Origin of the sequence: Roseixanthobacter liquoris (assembly GCF_043195135.2) — a bacterium.
GTDB lineage: Bacteria > Pseudomonadota > Alphaproteobacteria > Rhizobiales > Xanthobacteraceae > NCEH01.
In genome coordinates this window covers 791,109-807,971 of sequence record NZ_CM195537.1, presented here as the reverse complement: position 1 = coordinate 807,971, position 16,863 = coordinate 791,109, and the positions used below count along the sequence as shown (strand labels likewise).

Sequence of the window (16,863 nt, the reverse complement as noted above, 5' to 3'; positions counted from 1 at the left end):
CGGAGGCCTCGTTCGCGGTGACGGACCACTCGTCCCGCTGAGGCATTTATGCTTTCCGTTCCTGTTTTCCTTCCACGCGGCGCCGCGCGCGCCGCCGGCCGATCCGTCGTCGCAGCGCTGCTGCTTTCATCGGCCTCCGAATGGGCCTGCGCCCAATCGATGCCCGGCGGCGGCGCCCCGCAATCCATCGACCTGCCCGAGGTGGTGGTGAGCGCCACCGGCCTGCCGACGCCGGCGGACCAGGTGGCCTCCTCCGTCAGCGTGGTCACCGCCGAGGATATCGACCGCCAGCAATTGCGCACGGTTCCCCAAGTGCTCCAGTCGCTTCCGGGGCTGAATGTGGTGCAGACCGGCGGCCCCGGCGGGCAGACCTCGGTGTTTATCCGCGGCACCAATTCCAACCATGTGAAGGTGCTGGTGGACGGCATCGACGCGGGCAATCCCTCGACCCCCAACGGCGCCTTCGATTTCGGCCAATTGCTCGCCACCGACCTTGCCCGCATCGAGGTGCTGCGCGGCCCCCAGAGCGGCCTCTACGGCTCGGACGCCATCGGCGGCGTGATCTCGATCACCACCAAGAAGGGCGAGGGGCCGGCGAAGGTGTTCGGCTATGTGGAAGGCGGCGCGCTCGGCACCTTCAACCAGGCTGCGGCCCTCAGCGGCTCGACGGAAAAGGTCGGCTATTCCTTCAACGTCACCCATTTTTCCTCGACGGAAATCCCGGTGACGCCGCCCGGCATCGTGCCGCCCGGTTATCCGATCAACCCGAACGCCTATGACAACTGGACCTATTCGACCCGCCTCGATTTCCAGATGAGCGATGCGTTCGCAGTCAATTTTATCGCCCGCTACATCGACAGCCGGCTCGCCTACACGCCGGATGTCTATCCCCCGCCGCTGTACGAGGGCCTTCCCGCGGCCGAGCGCTCCACGAGCCTTGCCAGCATGTTCTTCACCAAGGGGGAAGGGGTGTGGACCGCCCTCGACGGCGCGCTGAACACCACCTTCGGCGTCAGCGCCATGACCACCTCAAACCCCACCACCGGGCCGAATGCCGATGTGAACGGCCAATATGAGGGCGACCGGCAGACCTATTATCTGCGCTCGAACCTCGCCTTCGCCCCCGGACAGAACCTTCTGGTGGGCGTGGAGCGGCGCAACGAGGCGATGACCTCGTCGACCCAATACACCGACCTTTCCGCCAGCACCGGCGACACCGGCGCCTATGCGGAACTCCAGGGGAAGCTGGGGGATCGGTTCTTCGGCGCCGCCAACATCCGCTTCGACAGCGACGATACGTTCGGCGACCATTCCACCTACCGCCTCGCGCCGGGCATTCTCATTCCCGAGACGGGGACCAAGCTGAAAGCCAGCTACGGCACCGGCTTCAAGGCGCCCTCGCTGTATCAGCTCTACGCTCCCGTCTACGGCAATGCGGGGCTGAAGCCGGAGGAAAGCACGGGCTATGACGCCGGCTTCGAGCAGGAGGCGTTCGGCGGGCGGGTGACCTTCGGCGCCACCTATTTCCACAACGACATCACCAACCTCATCAGTTACGACCCGGTCTCGTACCAGAACGTCAACATCTCCAGCGCGACGACGCAGGGCGCGGAAACCTTCGTCGCCTTCGCGGTCACCGACCGGCTGAAGCTGAGGGTGGACTACACCTATACCGAGGCGGTGGGCTACATGCCGCCCGACACCTCCTTCGGTGCCGCCTGCGCGCCGCTGACGGACACCTCCTGCACCCCGTTGCGGCGGCCGAACAACAAGGTCAGCGTCAGCGCGGACTGGAACCCCACGGACCAGCTCAATCTTTCCGCCACGCTGATCTATGCCTCCGCCTGGTGGGACATCGTGCGCCTCACCAGCGATTATATCGACCAGCCGGGCTACACCGTGGTGAACGTCGCGGCCAATTACGCCCTGACAAAGCAGGCCACCCTGTTCGGGCGCATCGACAATCTGTTCGACCAGACCTACCAGAACCCGAACGGCTTCCTTGCCCCCGGCTTCGGGGCCTATGGCGGCCTCAAGTTCACCTATTGAGGCGGACGGAATGAAACGCGCTGCGGGCCTGCTCGCTTTTCTGCTGCTCTGTGCTCCCGCCGCCGCGGGAGCGCAGAAGCCGGCTCGCATCGCGTCGCTCAATCTATGCGCCGACGAATTGGTGCTGCGGCTCGCCGATCCGGACAAGGTCGCCTCGGTGACTTATCTCGCCCGGGATCCGCGCAGCTCCAATGTCGCGGATCTCGCGCGACGGGTGCCGGTGAACCGCGGCATCGCCGAGGAAATCGTGCCGCTGGCGCCCGATCTCGTCATCGTCGGCGCCTTCACCACCCGCACCACCGCCGCCATGCTGAAACATCTCGGCATGCCGATCCTGGAACTGGGCCTGCCGGCCAGCCTGGCGGAGGCCTATGCCCAGATCCGCACGGTCGCGGCGCGCATCGGGGAACCGGCGCGCGGCGAGGCGATGATCGCCGCCATGCAACGGGACTTCGCGAGCCTGCCGCCCGTGCCCGCGCACCCGGGCGCCGCCATCGTGCTGCGGCCGAACGGCTTCACCGCCGGGCGCGGCTCCATCGTCGACGAGATCCTCGGGCGCGCGGGCTACGAGAATCTCGCCGCGCAGCTCTCCACCGACCGCCTCGGCCAGCTCAATCTGGAAGAGATCGTCGAGGCCCAGCCGGACCTGCTGGTGATCAACGGCGGCGACGCGGATGCCGCGCCCTCCCTGGCCGACGACCTCCTGCACCATCCCGCCCTCGCGCCGTTTTCGGCCCAGGGACGCGCCCTGTCCCTCCCCACCCGCCTGTGGACCTGTGCGGGTCCCGAACTCGCGCTGGCCGCGCAGCGCCTGGCGGCAAAGCGCCTCGCCGGCGCGCGCCTCGGGATGGCGCGATGAGGGCGCCCGCGCATCCGGGCCAGAGTGCGCTTGTCGTCGCCCTCGCGGTCCTCGTCTTTGTCCTGTTCCTGGGCTCGACGGCCATCGGCTATGCGACGCTCGACATGCCCGCCGCCCTGGCCGACCTGGTCGCCGGGCGCGCCAGCCTGCCGGCGCTGGTGCTGTCGGAACTGCGCTTGCCGCGCGCCATCCTCGGCGCCACCGTGGGATTCAGCCTCGGCATCACCGGTGCCGCGCTCCAGGGACTGATGCGCAATCCCTTGGCGGATCCCGGCGTGATCGGCGTGTCCGGCGCGGCGGCGCTCGGGGCGGTGGTGGCCTTCTACTTCGGCCTGTCGGCCAGCTTCGCCCTCGCGCTTCCGCTTGGCGGCCTCATCGGCGCGGGCATGGCCACCGCATTCCTGCTGATGCTGGCGCGCCAGGGCGTTGCCACGGCGACCCTGATCCTCGCCGGGGTCGCCCTGAACAGCCTCGCCGGCGCGCTCACGGCGCTCGCCCTCAATCTCGCGCCCAGCCCCTATGCGGCGCTGGAGGTGGTGTTCTGGCTGATGGGCTCCGTGTCGGACCGCAGCCTTGTCCATGTGACGCTGGCGCTGCCTTTCATGATGGTCGGCTGGGGTCTCGTGCTCGCCGCCGGTCCCGCGCTGGATGCGCTGACCCTGGGCGAGGACACGGCCGCCAGCCTCGGCTTTTCCCTGACGCGCACGCGGCTGCTGGTGGTGGGGGGCGCCGCGGCGGCGGTGGGCGCGAGCGTGGCGGTGGCGGGGGCGATCGGCTTCGTCGGGCTCGTGGTGCCCCATCTCATGCGGCCGTTGGCGGGAAACCGGCCCGGCCGCCTGCTGCTGCTCAGCGGCCTTGCGGGCGCGGCGCTGACCCTCGGTGCCGACATCGCCGTGCGGCTCATTCCGAGCCGGCCCGAACTGAAGCTCGGCGTGATCACCGCCATTATCGGCGCGCCCTTCTTTCTTGCCATGCTGCGGCGCCTGAAGGTGGAGGCGGAATGATCCTCGACGTGCTCCAGGTCAGCGTCGCGCGCGGCACGGCCCGCGTGGTGCGCGATCTCTCCCTGCAGGCGCAGCCGGGCGAGCTCCTCGGGCTCATCGGCCCCAACGGCGCCGGAAAGACCTCGCTGCTGCGGGCGCTGTGCGGGCTTGAGCCGCTCGCCTCGGGCCGTGTCGCCTATGGGGGACGCACCCTGGCCGAGATCGGCCGGCGCGCCACCGGCCGCACCCTCGCCTATCTCGCGCAGGGCGGGCGCATCCACTGGCCGCTGCGGGTGGATCAGGTGGTGGCGCTGGGGCGCCTGCCGCACGGCGCGGCGCAGGTGGATGCCGCCACGCTGCGCGCCATGGCGGCGGCGGACGTGATGCACCTGCGGGACCGGACGGCCGGCTCGCTCTCCGGCGGCGAGCGCGCCCGCGTGCTGCTGGCGCGCGCCCTGGCGGTCGAAGCGCCGGTACTGCTGGCGGACGAGCCGGTCGCCGCGCTCGACCCCTATCACCAGCTCCAGACCATGGAGCTGCTGCGCGACCTGGCCCGCGCCGGCACCACGGTGGTCGTGGTGCTGCACGACCTGACGCTGGCCGCTCGCTTCTGCGATCGCCTGGCGCTGATGAGGGACGGCACCCTGCTGGCCGCCGGGTCGCCGACCGACGTGCTCACGCCCGAACGGGTGGCGCAGGCCTATGGCGTCACGGTGGAAACCGGCCGGCGCGAAGGCGAACTCTTCCTCCTGCCCTGGCGACGCTGCGATGCCCCGCGGACGGATCCACAGGCACGCCCGCGCGGCTGACCGCGCCCTGCTCGCCCCGCACCCCCGTTCGCCGCCGGGGCCGGCGCCGGCTCGTACGCCAACGGTCATTCTCCCGTTACGGACACGGCGCTAGGCATGGTATGAATATCAAGGCCTTGTGGGGCTTCCCGGGTGAGGCTTCCCGGCGGCTGCGCGGTGCATCCCCCGCGCGGGCTTGGCAGGTGCCCAATCCCTGTAGCACGAACGCGATTCGGAGTCGGAATTGGCCCATTCTCCTTCCCCCGCCGCCCTGGCCGGCCACGACCCGAAGCAGACGCCCGGCACGCTCCGGGAGGTGGTGCGCCAGTTCACCCCCAATTGGTTCACCGCCACCATGGGCACCGGCATCCTGGCGATCGCGGTCAATCAGTTCCCCGTTTCCTTTCCCGGACAGCATGAACTCGCCACCGGCATCTGGCTGGCGAACATCGTGCTGTTCGCCGTCTTCACCGCGCTTTACACGGCGCGCTGGCTGCTGTTTCCGGCCGAGGCCCGGCGCATCTTCGGCCATTCGGTGATGTCCATGTTCTTCGGCGCCATCCCCATGGGGCTTGCCACCATCATCAACGGCTTCGTGGCCTTCGGGCTGCCGCTGTGGGGGCCGGTCGCGATCGATATCGCGCTGGCGCTGTGGTGGGTCGATGCCGCGATCGCGATCGCCTGCGGCGTGCTGATCCCGTTCCTGATGTTCACCTGGCAGAACCACAGCATCGAGAAGATGACCGCGGTCTGGCTGCTGCCGATCGTCGCCGCCGAAGTCGCCGCTGCGACCGCCGGCCTGATCGTGCCCCAGATTTCGGATCCCGATGCGGCCTGGCGCCTGCTGATCCTGGCCTATGCGCTTTGGGCCTATTCCGTGCCGCTGGCCATGAGCATTCTCGTCATCCTGGTGCTGCGCCTGGTGCTCCACAAGCTGCCGCCCAAGGACATGGCGGCCTCCGGCTGGCTGTCGCTCGGCCCGATCGGCACCGGCGCGCTCGGGCTCCTGCTGCTGGGCGCGGCCGCGCCGCAAGTGTTCGCCGCCGCCGGCCTTGCCGGCATGGGCAATGTGGCGGCCGGCATCGGCCTCGTCGGCGGAGCGATCCTGTGGGGCTATGGGGCGTGGTGGTTCCTGCTCGCGGTGCTGACGACGATGCGCTATCTCGCCCAGGGCCTGCCGTTCAACATCGGCTGGTGGGGCTTCACCTTCCCGCTCGGCGTCTATGCGGTCGCGACCCTGGCGCTGGCCCGGCAGACGCATTTAAGCTTCCTGCTCGTGATCGGCGGGGCGCTGGTGATCTGTCTCGTGGTCCTGTGGGCGATCATCGCCTATCGCACGTTGCGCGGCGCCATCGACCGCAGCCTGTTCTTCTCGCCCTGCCTGCTGTCCGGCGCCATCCCCGCCGATTTCGAGGCCGACGCGGTGTGACACGCCGCGGGACGATCGCGCCCGGCGCGCACCGGATGTGAGAGGCCGGGTCGCGCCTCTCAGCGGGTGGAAAGCGGCAAAGGCGGCGGCGGGGCGGTGCCGCCCGCGCCCAGCGAGCGCTGCACCATCACGCTGTCCGACCACCGGCCGTAGCGATAGGCCACCCCCGGCAGCAGGCCCACGCGCACGAAGCCGAACCGCTCGTGCAGGGTGAGCGAGGCGCTGTTGTCGGCATCGATATAGCCGATCATCTGGCGGAAGCCGGCGGCCGCGCAGGCGTCGATCAGCCCGCGCATGAGCATGCGGCCGATGCCCTGGCCGAGATGCTCGTGGTGCACATAGATCGAGTGCTTCACGGTGTAGCGATAGGCCGGCCGCTTGCGGAACAGCACCACATAGGCATAGCCCAGCACCTCCCCGCCCTGCACCGCGACGATGTGGGGAAAGCGGCGGCTCTTCAGGTTCTTGCGCCGCTCCCGCAGATCGTCCGGCTGCGGCATCTCGCCGTCATCCACCCCTTCCTCGACGCCGCGGCGGATGTGGCGGCGATAGATGGCCAGCATGGCATCCACGTCCGAATCCCGCGACGGGCGGATGACGACAGCTTGCTCCTGCTCCATGGATAAACCCGACATTCCCCGCCCTATTCGGCGACAACATAAGTATGGAGCCGCACGCGGCCCGATGCATCGTTCTCGCGATAGACGCCCTGGATCTCCACGTCAAAGCCGGGGAAGGTGTTGAAGCAGGCTTCGAACATTTTCAGATAATCGATCATCGGCTGCGCCCGTTCGGTGAGCCGCTCGCCCGGCACGATGGTGGCGATGCCCGGCGGATAGACCACGAACGGCGTCGTGGCGATCCGCCCGGCAATGGCGTCGATGGGCAGATAATCCACGTCGTTGCGCACCAGGGCGCGCGCCGCGTCATGGGGCGACATGGCGATCTGCGGCAGGTGGGCGGCGGAAAACTGCATGGCCTGGAGCGCGCTGACATTCGCGGTGCGGAAGAAGCGATGCATGTCCCCGCACAGGTCGCGCAGTCGCACCCCGACATAGCGCACGGGCCGGCGACGGAAGAATTCCGGGATCGCCTCCTCCAGCAGCGCATTGTCGTCGTGCAGCTTCTTGAAGGCGACGAGGCCGCTGATCAGCGTGCCGGCCTTGCTGGCCTCCACTCCGGGCGTCAGCAGGAAGAGCAGCGAGTTCAAATCGTTCTTCTCGGCGACGATGCGGTTCTCGCGCAGATATTGCGCCACCACCGGGGCGGGAATGCCGTGCTCGGCATAGGCGCCGGTGGCGCGGTCGAAGCCGGGGGTAAGGAGGGTGAGCTTGTTGGGGTCGGTCATGGCGAAGCCCGCCGCCATGCCGGCGAAGCCGTGCCAGGCGGCGCCGGGGGTGAGGTGCCAGAAGGCCGGGTTGGTGGCGAGCTGGTCGGTGGCGACGCTCTCCCACGGCACGTCATGCACCGCGCCGGGGCTCGACACGTCGGGGATCGCCACGCGGTCGGGCACGAACGGCTCGAAGAACCAGCGCCGCTCGGGGCGCTGCTCCTTCTCCTCGAACTCGCGCCGCACCGCGCGGATCTTCTTCCGCAGCTCGATGCCGAGGCGGATCGTATCGTCCCACAGCACTTCGCCGGAGCGGCCCTTCATCATCTGCGCGCCCACGTCGAGGGAGGCGAACAAGGGATAGAAGGGCGAGGTGGAGGCGTGCTGCATGAAGCTCTCGTTGAAGCGCCGGTGCTCCACGCGCCGCTTCTGGCCGGTGATGTGCCGGTCCTTCATGTGGATCTGCGAGGCCTGCGAGAAGCTCGCGAGCTGCTTGTGGGTGGATTGGGTGGCGATGATGCCCGGCGCGTCCGGGCCGAGGTCCGCGAGCCCCATGGCGAAGCGCCCGGCATAGAGCGGGTGGAACTTCATGAAGCCCGCCCACGCCTCGTCGAACAGGATGTAGTCGCACAGATGGCCGATCGCCTTCAGGATCATTTCGGCATTGTGGATCGTCCCGTCATAGGTGCATTGCTCCACCACCGCGACGCGGAACGGGCGCGGCTTCTTCCACGCCTCGGGGTCCTTCACCAAAGGATGGGTGCGGATGCGCTCGCGCAGGGCCTCTTCGTCCAGCGCCGCGAAATCCATCGGGCCGATCAGGCCGAAGGCATTGCGCACGGTGGGCACATAGACGGGAATGCCGCCGGCGATCAGCAGGGCGCCGTGATGGGCCGCCTTGTGGTTGTTACGGTCGAACAGGACGAGATCGCCGTCGGTGACGAGGGCGGTGAGCGCCACCTTGTTGGAGGTGGAGGTGCCGTTCAGCACGAAATAGGTTTTCTCGGCGCCGAAGATCTTGGCCGCTTCCTTCTGCGCCTGGAGCGCGGGGCCTTCGTGGGTCAGCAGGTCGCCGAGGTCGAGGACGGAATTGTCGAGGTCGTCGCGGAACACCGCTTCGCCCAGATGCTCCATGAACACCCGGCCGATGGGGCTGCGGGAATAGAACACGCCGCCGTTGTGCCCCGGGCAGGTCCAGAGCTGGTTGCCCTCTTCCGCATAATCCACCAGGGCGCCGAAGAACGGGGTCTTCAGCGTCTCGGCATATTGCTTCAGCCGGCTGATGAGATTCTTGGCGATGAAGGCGGGGGTCTCCTCGGAGAGGAAGACATAGCCGTCGATGAAGTCCAGCACCTCCACCGGCACATCCTCGAAGCGCTTGCGGCGGATCAGCAGGATGATCGGGAAATCCAGGCCGCGCCGGCGCATGAGGTTGATGAGGGAAGCGGTCTTGCCCTCAAGGCCCTTCTTGCCCCAGTCCACCAGCATGCAGCCGATGGCGGCGTCGGTCTGCACGGCGATTTCGGCGTCTTCCAGGTTGCGCGCCTTCACCACCTCGAAGCCGGAGCGCTCGATCTCCGCGACGATCTGGTTGTAGCGGGCGCCCTCCAGATCCTCCGCGTCGAAGACCGGGGTCGCGAACAGGAAGTTGAAGCGCTTGAAATAGTCCATCTGGGCACCCGCTCTGATCCGAACCGGAGGTGTCGACGCGTTTCATGACAGCGCCGTGACAGCGCGGCTCACGATCTTCCGGCCTCAGGCCAAAGCGCAATAGGCCCGCAGGCGGGACACCAGATGATCGAACGTGGCCCGCACCCGCCGCACCTGCCGCAGGTCCTCGTGCATGACCACGAAGGTTTCCAGCGGCAGCGCGAACAGGCCCGGCAGAACGTGCGTCAGCACCGGCGCGCGCGCCGCGAGCGCCACCTGGCAGACGCCGATGCCGGCGCCGGCGCGGATCGCCTCCAGCTGCGCGAGATGGCTGTCGGTGCGATAGGCCAGAGCGTCCGTCACCGCGCCCTCACACAGGGCGGCGAGGGCGCGCAGGAACTCCCCGTCGCGATCCGGGCCGACGATGGCGAAGCGGGCGAGGTCGGCCAGATCGCGCGGCAGGCCGGCCCGCGCAACATAGGCCGGCGCCGCGAACAAGCCCAGCTTCACCGAACCCACGGGCTTCACCACCAGCGCGCTCTGCACCGGCCGCACCATGCGCACGGCGATGTCCGCTTCCTGATGCAACAGATCCTGCGTGCGGTTGCTGAGATGGGTTTCGAACCGCAGGCGCGGATGGCGCTCGAGCAGTTCGGCCAGGATGGCGGGCAGCACATGAGCGCCCACCATGTCGCTGGCGGTGACGCGCACCGTGCCGGCGATCGCGCCCGCGTCCGCCGATGCGGTGCGGGCAAAGGCGGCGGCGGCCGCCGCCATGGCCCGCGCATGGGGACCGAGCGCGCGCGCTGCCGCGGTGGGCGCAAGGCCCGAGGGCGAGCGGGTGAACAGCGCCTGTCCGAGCCCGCGTTCGAGCGCCTCCAGCCGCCGCCGGACGGTGGCCTGCGCCACGGCCAGTTCGCGCGCGGCGGCGGACAGGCTGCCATGCTCCAGCACCGCGAGAAAAGCGCGCTGATTTTCCCAGTCGGCGGCGGTCAGGCTCATATATTTCATACTAGCTGATGCTCCAGCTTTGACAATTCCATATGAGCGCGAAATGCCGTCGTATCCCGGCGAGAACGGGAGACGGACATGACGGACACAACGGAAAAGACGGCGCTGGTGCTGGGCGCGACGGGCGGCGTCGGCGGCGAGGTCGCGGCCGAGCTGCTGCGGCGGGGGTGGAGGGTGAATGCCCTCGCGCGCGATCCGCAAGCCGCCGCTGCGCGATGGCGCCGGCCGGAGCGTGGCGTCGATTGGCTCAAGGGGGATGCGATGGATGCCGGCGCGGTGGTGGCGGCGGCGAAAGGGGCGACGTTGATCGTCCATGCCGTCAATCCGCCCGGCTATCGCGACTGGGACAGGCTCGTGCTGCCCATGCTGGAGAATTCCATCGCCGCGGCGCGGGCGAGCGGCGCGCGCCTCCTGCTGCCGGGCACGGTCTATAATTTCGGCCCGGACGCTTTCGCCGCGCCCGGCGAGAACGCCCCGCAGAACCCGACCACCCGCAAGGGCGCGATCCGCGTCGCGATGGAACGCCGGCTGCGCGCGGTCGCGGCGGAAGGGGTGCGATCGCTGATCGTGCGGGCGGGCGATTTCTTCGGCCCCCATGCCGGCAACAACTGGTTCTCGCAGGGCCTGGTGCGGCCCGGCCGGCCGGTGCGCGCCATCAGCGTGCCGGGGGCGCCCGGCATCGGCCACCAATGGGCCTATCTGCCGGACGTGGCGCGGACCATGGTGCAATTGGTGGAACGCGGCGATGCCCTCGACGCTTTCGCGGTGTTCCACATGGACGGCCATTGGGATGCCGACGGAACCGAGATGAGTGCGGCGATCCGCGCGGCAACGGGCCGGCCGGATCTCAAGGTGCGGCGCTTTCCCTGGTGGCTGGTCACGCTCGCCGCGCCGTTCGTGACCACGTTCCGGGAGATGGGCGAGATGCGCTATCTCTGGCGGGTGCCGCTGCGCATGAACAATGCCCGCCTCGTGGCCTTCCTCGGCGCGGAGCCCCACACGCCGCTGGCCGACGCCATGGCCGAGACCCTCGCGGGGCTCGGCTGCCTGCCCGATCCGGCGGGCGTCCCTGAACGCCGACCGGCGACGTGAGGGGGCGCGGCGCCCCGCTCAGGGCATGGGCGGGCGGAGCGCCGGGGTCTGGATGTTGTCGCGCACCGCCTTCAATTGCTGGGTGAGGGACTTGATCGTCTCCGCATCGCCCGCGGCGGCGGCGATCTCCTGGGCCAGCCCTTCGGCCAGCTGCCGATATTTCAGATCGGAGGCGAGCCGCATGCCCTCGATCAGCGTATCGATGGCGGCCTGCTGCCCCTCCTTCACCTGGAAGAAGCGCTCCAGCACGGCGGCGCTGGCGAGCGTCGGGGCGAACTTCGCGTATTTGTCGTTCCTGCGCCCGTCGAGGCTCACGATCACATAAGGCTGCTCGCCCCGATAGGCTTGGTCGTCGAGATCGACGAGGCCCCGGCCGTCCTTGTATTTGAACAGATCCGCGCGGAACTCCGGGCGGGAGATCACGCGAAAATCCGCGACCGCCTGTTCGGTCCCGGGCCACTCGAAATCGAGCTGTTCGGTCTTCGTGAACACCGGCCCGTCCATCAGCGCGTGGCCGATGTCGCCGGCCAGCTTCGTGATCTGCCCGCTGCCGAGGAGCCAGCCCGCATAGGGCATCAGCATCGGAATCCCCGCGAGCGCGGTGAAGGCGCCGGACAAGGATTTGACGAAGCCCTGCGGAAACCGCGCGGCCGCAAGTTCGATGGTCAGCGTGATGGAGTCGGCGAGCACCGCGGGCGAATAGGCGACCAGCGGCGTGCCGTCGGTGAAGGCGCTGGGCGTCGTCAAATGCGAACAGGGCGGCACCGATTGCTGAATGAAATTGAGGGCGCGCGACGCGGCGTTGAACACGTCGAAGTCCCGCACGCCCGACACCACGGCGATATCGCCGTTACGGCCAAAGACATTCGGGTCCGGATACTGGCCGGTATAGACGTGGCGGATCAGCACGGTCAGCGGCAGGCCCTTGCCGATCGGCACGAAGGGGGTCGTGGCGCCCAGCGGCTTGATCTGCCCGCCGAGCGCCGGCGGCAGCTCGGGGTTTGGCAGGAATTTGCCAATCATGGATGGATTGGCGCGCAAATCCTCTTCGGCAATGACGTGATCCCCGATGATCCGATAAACGGCCATGATCCCCTCCCCCAGCGGCACTTCGACCGCCGAAGACTAAGACTCATTTTGCGGTTGAAGAAGACATTTTCGCATCCAATTGGTGCATAATTTCTCCACCCTCCCTCATCTTCAGGCGCCACAACCCCGCAAAAATAAAGAAGATGGCTAAAGATGAAAGCGTGCCCCACGCAGCCTGGGGTTAGTGAATCCGATGCCGGAGGAGATGCGCGCCTTTGCCGTTCCCCGATGGGTCGTGAGGGCCGGTTTGCGCCCACGCCGCCCCTTGAAATCGGCGGGGGCATCCGCCATCTGGTCGTCGCCTTCAACCGGAGAGCTGCCGCCATGACCCCCGAGAGCGCCGCCACCAAGAGCGCCGCCCCAAGCGCCCCCGCCGCCGAGACCCACGCCTTCGAGGCCGATGTGGCCAAGCTGCTGCACCTGATGGTGCACGCGGTCTATTCGGACAAGGACGTGTTCCTGCGCGAGCTGATCTCCAATGCCGCCGATGCCTGCGAGAAGCTGCGCTACGAGTCGATCAGCGACCCTGCCCTTCTCGGCGACGACCCGAAGCTGCGGATTACGCTGCATCCCGACGCGGCGGCGCGCCGCCTCGTCATCGAGGACAATGGCATCGGCATGAGCGCGCTCGACATGGCGGAAGCGCTGGGCACCATCGCCCGTTCCGGCACCAAGGCGTTCATGGACCGCATCGCCGCCAATGCGGGCGGGGAAGGCACCCAGCTCATCGGCCAGTTCGGCGTCGGCTTCTATTCCGCCTTCATGGTGGCGGAGAAGGTGGACGTGATCTCGCGCCGTGCCGGCACCGAGCAGGCTTCGCTCTGGTCCTCCGACGGCAAGGGCACCTACACCATCGCCCCGATCGATCTGGCCGAGGCGCCCGCGCGCGGCACCCGCGTGGTGCTGCACCTGATGGAGGACGCCCTCGCCTATTGCGAGCGCCATAATCTGGAGCGCATCGTCAAGGCCCAGTCCGGCCATGTGCCGGTGCCGATCGTCCTGATCGGCACGGACGAGGAGGAGCCCTCCGAAATCGCCGACGGCGCCGCGCTCTGGACCAAGCCCAGGTCCGAGATCAGCGAAGACGAATATGCCGACTTCTATCGCAGCGTCGCCGGCCAGTTCGATCGCCCGGCGCTGACGCTCCATTATCGCGCGGAAGGGCGGCACGAATATGCGGTGCTGGCCTTCGTGCCCGGCGCCAAGCCCTTCGACCTGTTCGACCCCGACCGCCACGGGCGCATGAAGCTCTATGTGAAGCGGGTGTTCATCACCGACGAGGCGGAATTGCTGCCGCGCTATCTGCGCTTCGTGCGCGGGCTCGTGGATTCCGCCGACCTGCCGCTGAACATGTCGCGCGAGATGATCCAGGAAAGCCCGATCCTCGCCGCCATCAAGAAAGGCGTGTCGAACCGCATTCTCGGCGAACTGGAGAAGCTCGCCACCAACGATGCCGAGGCCTATGCGGGCATCTGGGAGAATTTCGGACCGGTCCTCAAGGAAGGTCTCTATGAGGATTACGAGCGCCGTGCCGCGCTTCTGAACCTCGCCCGCTTCAAGACCTCGGCCTCCGGCGGTGCATGGCGCTCGCTAAAGGATTATGTCGCGGCGCTGCGGGAGAACCAGACCGCGATTTATTATGCCACCGGCAGCGATCTGGAGCGCATCGCCGCCTCGCCGCAATTGGAGGGCTTCCGCGCCCGCGGCATCGAAGTGCTGCTGCTGCCGGATCAGGTGGACAGCTTCTGGGTCACGGCGGGCCTGGATTTCGAGGGCAAGCCGTTCAAATCCGTCACCCAGGGCTCGGCGGACCTGAAGCTGATTCCGCTGCTGGAAGGCGCGGACCAGCCCGCCGCCGAGGCCAGCGAAGCGGTTTCCGCCTTCATCGCCTATCTCAAGACGGCGCTGGACGAGGCGGTCTCCGACGTGCGCGCGTCCGACCGGCTCACGGAAAGCCCGGTGTGCTTGGTGGCCGCCGACACCGGGATGGACCGGGAATTGGAAAAGCTGCTGGCCAGCGCCGGGCGCGCCGGCCTCGGTGCCAAGCCGGTGCTGGAGATCAACCCGCGTCACGATCTGGTGGTGAAGCTCGCGGAGCTGGGCGAGGACGAGGCCGCGTTCCGCGAGGATGCGGCGCGCCTTCTGCTCGACGAGGCGCAGATCGCCGACGGCGAGCGCCCGAGCGATCCCCGCGCCTTTTCCGCCCGGCTCGGCCGCCTGATCGCCCGCGCGCTGCGCTAGGGTCGATCGACAGTCGTGGATTGACGCCGTTCAGGAGAGATCGTCATGCATGGGCTTGACCCGTGCATGACGAAGCCGCCCGCACGCGGCCGACGAATCGCACGCCGTCCCGCGCTCCGCGGCCTCGCCCCCCCCCGGGCGCTTTCGTGCGGCGCCAGCCCCTTCCTCACACTATTCGATAGGATTTGCTGCGGCGCCACTTCCGGCGCGGCACGAAATTCGGACGATTTTACCATTTTTCCGCAAATGCTTCCCGCATTTGCACAATAAGCGCGCGGCGACGCCACAAATAGACGGCCGTTTTCGCACGGAACATCTATCGCAAGTTGCGTCGCATAATTATAACAATGAAAGTGGCCCCCCGCTGAAATGAGGACGTGGGCCCAGGGCAGGTGAAAAGATTTCGCGCGTCAGCTGCACGCAAGCTTCGGATCGTATCCGCGCCAGAGCAGAGAGCAACGGATCATGGACAGCGACCGCGCCTACGATGCCTTGATCCTGGAAGAGGCACCCGACGCGGTGATCGCCATCGATGCCGAGCACCGGGTCCTGGTGTGGAATCGCGGCGCCGAGCGCCTGTATGGCTATACGCAGCCCGAAGCCCTCGGCGAGCGCCTGCGCGAACTGGTCCAGCCCCGCGACGCGCCCGATGGCACGGCCGACCCGCTCAACACCCTGCCCCCCGCCGGCCCCAGCACATACGAGGCGCTGCGGCGGCGTAAGGACGGGGTGCTGATGTATGTGGACGTCACCGCCAAGCGCATCACCCACACCAACGGCAGCGGCGCCGCCCCGCTGATCGTGCTGGGCGAGAAGGATGTGACGCAATTGCGGGTGCAGCGCGACGCCAAGCTGCTGGAAACCCGTTTCCGCGACCTGTTCGAGCTGATGCCGGACGCCATCGTCGTGCTCAACGCCACCGGCCGCATCGTGCTGATCAACAGCCAGGCCGAGGCGCTGTTCGGTTATCCCGCGGGCAGCCTGATCGGCGATCCGGTGGAACGCCTCCTGCCGGAGCGCCTGCGCAAGGCCCATCTCCACCACCGGGCAGGCTATGTGGCGCAGCCGCGCGTCCGCGCCATGGGGGTGGGCCTCGAACTGCACGGCCTGCGCGCGGACGGATCGGAATTCCCCGTCGACATCAGCCTCAGCCCGCTGCAGACGCCGGAAGGCACGCTGGTGCTGAGCGCCATCCGCGACGCCACCGAGCGCAAGCGCTTCGAAGCCGCGCTGCGCGAGAAGAACGAGCAGCTTGCCAGCGCCATGCAAGCCAAGGATCGTTTTCTGGCGACCATGAGCCATGAACTGCGCACCCCTCTGAATGCCGTCATCGGCTTCACGGGCACCTTGCTGATGCGCCTGCCCGGTCCTCTCAACGACGACCAGGAACGGCAGCTCAAGACCGTGCAGAGCAGCGGGCGCCACCTGCTGTCCCTGATCAACGACCTGCTGGACCTCGCCCGCATCGAGGCCGACAAATTCGAGCTGCGGATGGAGCCGGTGGTGTGCCAGGAGGTGCTGAGCGGCGTGTTCGGCGCCCTTCAGCATCAAGTGGAGCAGAAAGGGCTTCAGTTCAGCCTCGACATGCCGGAGGCAAACCTGATCGCCCGCACCGACCGGCGCGCGCTGATCCAGATCCTCACCAATCTCAGCGCCAATGCGGTCAAGTTCTGCGACCGGGGCAGCATCCATGTCGGCCTGCGCCCGGCGGCCGAAGGCGCGAGCGGCGAGGTTCGGTTCAGCGTGACCGACACGGGCATGGGCATTCGCGCCGAGCACCTGCCGACCGTGTTCGACGCCTTCGCCCGCTTCGAATCCGAAACCGGGCCGCGCGAGGGCAGCGGCCTCGGCCTGCACATCAGCCGCCGGCTGGCGGAACATCTCGGGGGGCGCATCGAGCTGGAAAGCGAATATGGCAAGGGCTCGACCTTCACCTTGATCCTGCCGGCGGAGGCCGGATCATGACCAAGATCCTGGTCATCGAAGACCATCCCACCAGCCGCGAGCTCATGACCTACATTCTGCGGTGCACGGGCCACGAGGTGATCGAGACCGGCGATGGCCGCGCGGGGCTCGATCTTGCCCGCGCGCACCGGCCGGATCTCGTCATCAGCGACGTGCAGCTGCCGGGCATGAACGGGTTCGAGATCGTCGCCGCCATCAAGCGGGATCCCGAGCTTGCCGCGATCCCGGTGGTGGCGGTGACCGCCTCGGCCATGTCGGGCGATCGCGAGAACATCATCGCCGCGGGGTTCGACGACTATCTGTCCAAGCCGATCGATCCGGAAATCTTCGCCCATCAGATCGCCCGTCACCTGCCGCCACAGCGATCGAGCCAATGA

The 16,863-nt window shown here is 68.0% G+C and carries 13 protein-coding genes; 9 read left to right on the top strand and 4 right to left on the bottom strand.

Features of this window, described 5'->3' with window-relative positions:
- Positions 1-48 precede the first annotated feature (48 nt).
- The 5 genes from V5F84_RS03610 (at position 49) to V5F84_RS03590 (ending at position 6,108) form a co-directional block, all read left to right on the top strand.
- The gene (locus V5F84_RS03610; RefSeq protein WP_394043984.1) at positions 49-2,049 is read left to right on the top strand and encodes a TonB-dependent receptor plug domain-containing protein; all 2,001 of its coding nucleotides are present in this window, start codon (positions 49-51) and stop codon (positions 2,047-2,049) included.
- Positions 2,050-2,059: 10 nt separating this feature from the next.
- Positions 2,060-2,908: an ABC transporter substrate-binding protein gene (locus V5F84_RS03605; RefSeq protein WP_394043983.1), complete on the top strand. Its 849-nt coding sequence runs from the start codon at positions 2,060-2,062 to the stop codon at positions 2,906-2,908.
- Positions 2,905-3,912 (top strand): FecCD family ABC transporter permease, encoded by a 1,008-nt coding sequence (locus V5F84_RS03600; RefSeq protein WP_394043982.1) that lies wholly within the window; start codon positions 2,905-2,907, stop codon positions 3,910-3,912. The genes V5F84_RS03605 and V5F84_RS03600 overlap by 4 nt, the downstream gene beginning before the upstream one ends.
- Positions 3,909-4,700, top strand: a complete 792-nt coding sequence (locus V5F84_RS03595; RefSeq protein WP_394043981.1) for an ABC transporter ATP-binding protein — start codon at positions 3,909-3,911, stop codon at positions 4,698-4,700. The genes V5F84_RS03600 and V5F84_RS03595 overlap by 4 nt, the downstream gene beginning before the upstream one ends.
- 223 nt (positions 4,701-4,923) lie before the next feature.
- Entirely contained in the window at positions 4,924-6,108 is a 1,185-nt protein-coding gene (locus tag V5F84_RS03590) for a TDT family transporter (protein WP_394043980.1), read from the top strand.
- A 59-nt stretch (positions 6,109-6,167) separates the two neighbouring features.
- Here the strand turns inward: V5F84_RS03590 and V5F84_RS03585 are convergent, their stop codons facing one another.
- The 3 genes from V5F84_RS03585 to V5F84_RS03575 all read right to left on the bottom strand — a co-directional run bounded on the left by V5F84_RS03585 (position 6,168) and on the right by V5F84_RS03575 (position 10,099).
- A complete protein-coding gene (locus V5F84_RS03585) occupies positions 6,168-6,728 on the bottom strand; it encodes a GNAT family N-acetyltransferase (protein WP_394044057.1) in 561 nt (186 codons plus the stop codon).
- Between the two features lie 23 nt (positions 6,729-6,751).
- Positions 6,752-9,109, bottom strand: coding sequence for an Orn/Lys/Arg family decarboxylase (locus V5F84_RS03580; RefSeq protein WP_394043979.1), 2,358 nt, complete (start codon positions 9,107-9,109; stop codon positions 6,752-6,754).
- Positions 9,110-9,193: 84 nt separating this feature from the next.
- Positions 9,194-10,099 carry a LysR family transcriptional regulator gene (locus V5F84_RS03575; protein ID WP_394043978.1) on the bottom strand — a complete coding sequence of 302 codons (906 nt, stop codon included), beginning with the start codon at positions 10,097-10,099 and terminating at the stop codon, positions 9,194-9,196.
- Positions 10,100-10,177: 78 nt separating this feature from the next.
- Here V5F84_RS03575 and V5F84_RS03570 point away from each other — a divergent pair, with 78 nt between their 5' ends.
- A complete protein-coding gene (locus V5F84_RS03570) occupies positions 10,178-11,191 on the top strand; it encodes an NAD-dependent epimerase/dehydratase family protein (protein ID WP_394043977.1) in 1,014 nt (337 codons plus the stop codon).
- Between the two features lie 18 nt (positions 11,192-11,209).
- Here the strand turns inward: V5F84_RS03570 and V5F84_RS03565 are convergent, their stop codons facing one another.
- Positions 11,210-12,280 carry a hypothetical protein gene (locus V5F84_RS03565; RefSeq protein WP_394043976.1) on the bottom strand — a complete coding sequence of 357 codons (1,071 nt, stop codon included), beginning with the start codon at positions 12,278-12,280 and terminating at the stop codon, positions 11,210-11,212.
- A gap of 324 nt (positions 12,281-12,604) precedes the next feature.
- Between V5F84_RS03565 and htpG the strand changes: the two genes are divergently transcribed.
- The 3 genes from htpG to V5F84_RS03550 all read left to right on the top strand — a co-directional run bounded on the left by htpG (position 12,605) and on the right by V5F84_RS03550 (position 16,863).
- Positions 12,605-14,521, top strand: a complete 1,917-nt coding sequence (gene htpG, locus V5F84_RS03560; RefSeq protein WP_394043975.1) for a molecular chaperone HtpG — start codon at positions 12,605-12,607, stop codon at positions 14,519-14,521.
- A 465-nt stretch (positions 14,522-14,986) separates the two neighbouring features.
- Entirely contained in the window at positions 14,987-16,486 is a 1,500-nt protein-coding gene (locus V5F84_RS03555; RefSeq protein WP_394043974.1) for a sensor histidine kinase, read from the top strand.
- The gene (locus tag V5F84_RS03550) at positions 16,483-16,863 is read left to right on the top strand and encodes a response regulator (protein WP_394043973.1); all 381 of its coding nucleotides are present in this window, start codon (positions 16,483-16,485) and stop codon (positions 16,861-16,863) included. Before V5F84_RS03555 ends, V5F84_RS03550 begins: the two co-directional genes overlap by 4 nt.

Coding starts and splice junctions, on each gene's coding strand:
- V5F84_RS03610 (WP_394043984.1), top strand. CDS start 49: ATGCTTTCCGTTCCTGTTTTCCTTCCACGCGGCGCCGCGCGCGCCGCC.
- V5F84_RS03605 (WP_394043983.1), top strand. CDS start 2,060: ATGAAACGCGCTGCGGGCCTGCTCGCTTTTCTGCTGCTCTGTGCTCCC.
- V5F84_RS03600 (WP_394043982.1), top strand. CDS start 2,905: ATGAGGGCGCCCGCGCATCCGGGCCAGAGTGCGCTTGTCGTCGCCCTC.
- V5F84_RS03595 (WP_394043981.1), top strand. CDS start 3,909: ATGATCCTCGACGTGCTCCAGGTCAGCGTCGCGCGCGGCACGGCCCGC.
- V5F84_RS03585 (WP_394044057.1), bottom strand. CDS start 6,728: ATGGAGCAGGAGCAAGCTGTCGTCATCCGCCCGTCGCGGGATTCGGAC.
- V5F84_RS03580 (WP_394043979.1), bottom strand. CDS start 9,109: ATGGACTATTTCAAGCGCTTCAACTTCCTGTTCGCGACCCCGGTCTTC.
- V5F84_RS03575 (WP_394043978.1), bottom strand. CDS start 10,099: ATGAAATATATGAGCCTGACCGCCGCCGACTGGGAAAATCAGCGCGCT.
- V5F84_RS03570 (WP_394043977.1), top strand. CDS start 10,178: ATGACGGACACAACGGAAAAGACGGCGCTGGTGCTGGGCGCGACGGGC.
- V5F84_RS03565 (WP_394043976.1), bottom strand. CDS start 12,280: ATGGCCGTTTATCGGATCATCGGGGATCACGTCATTGCCGAAGAGGAT.
- htpG (WP_394043975.1), top strand. CDS start 12,605: ATGACCCCCGAGAGCGCCGCCACCAAGAGCGCCGCCCCAAGCGCCCCC.
- V5F84_RS03555 (WP_394043974.1), top strand. CDS start 14,987: ATGGACAGCGACCGCGCCTACGATGCCTTGATCCTGGAAGAGGCACCC.
- V5F84_RS03550 (WP_394043973.1), top strand. CDS start 16,483: ATGACCAAGATCCTGGTCATCGAAGACCATCCCACCAGCCGCGAGCTC.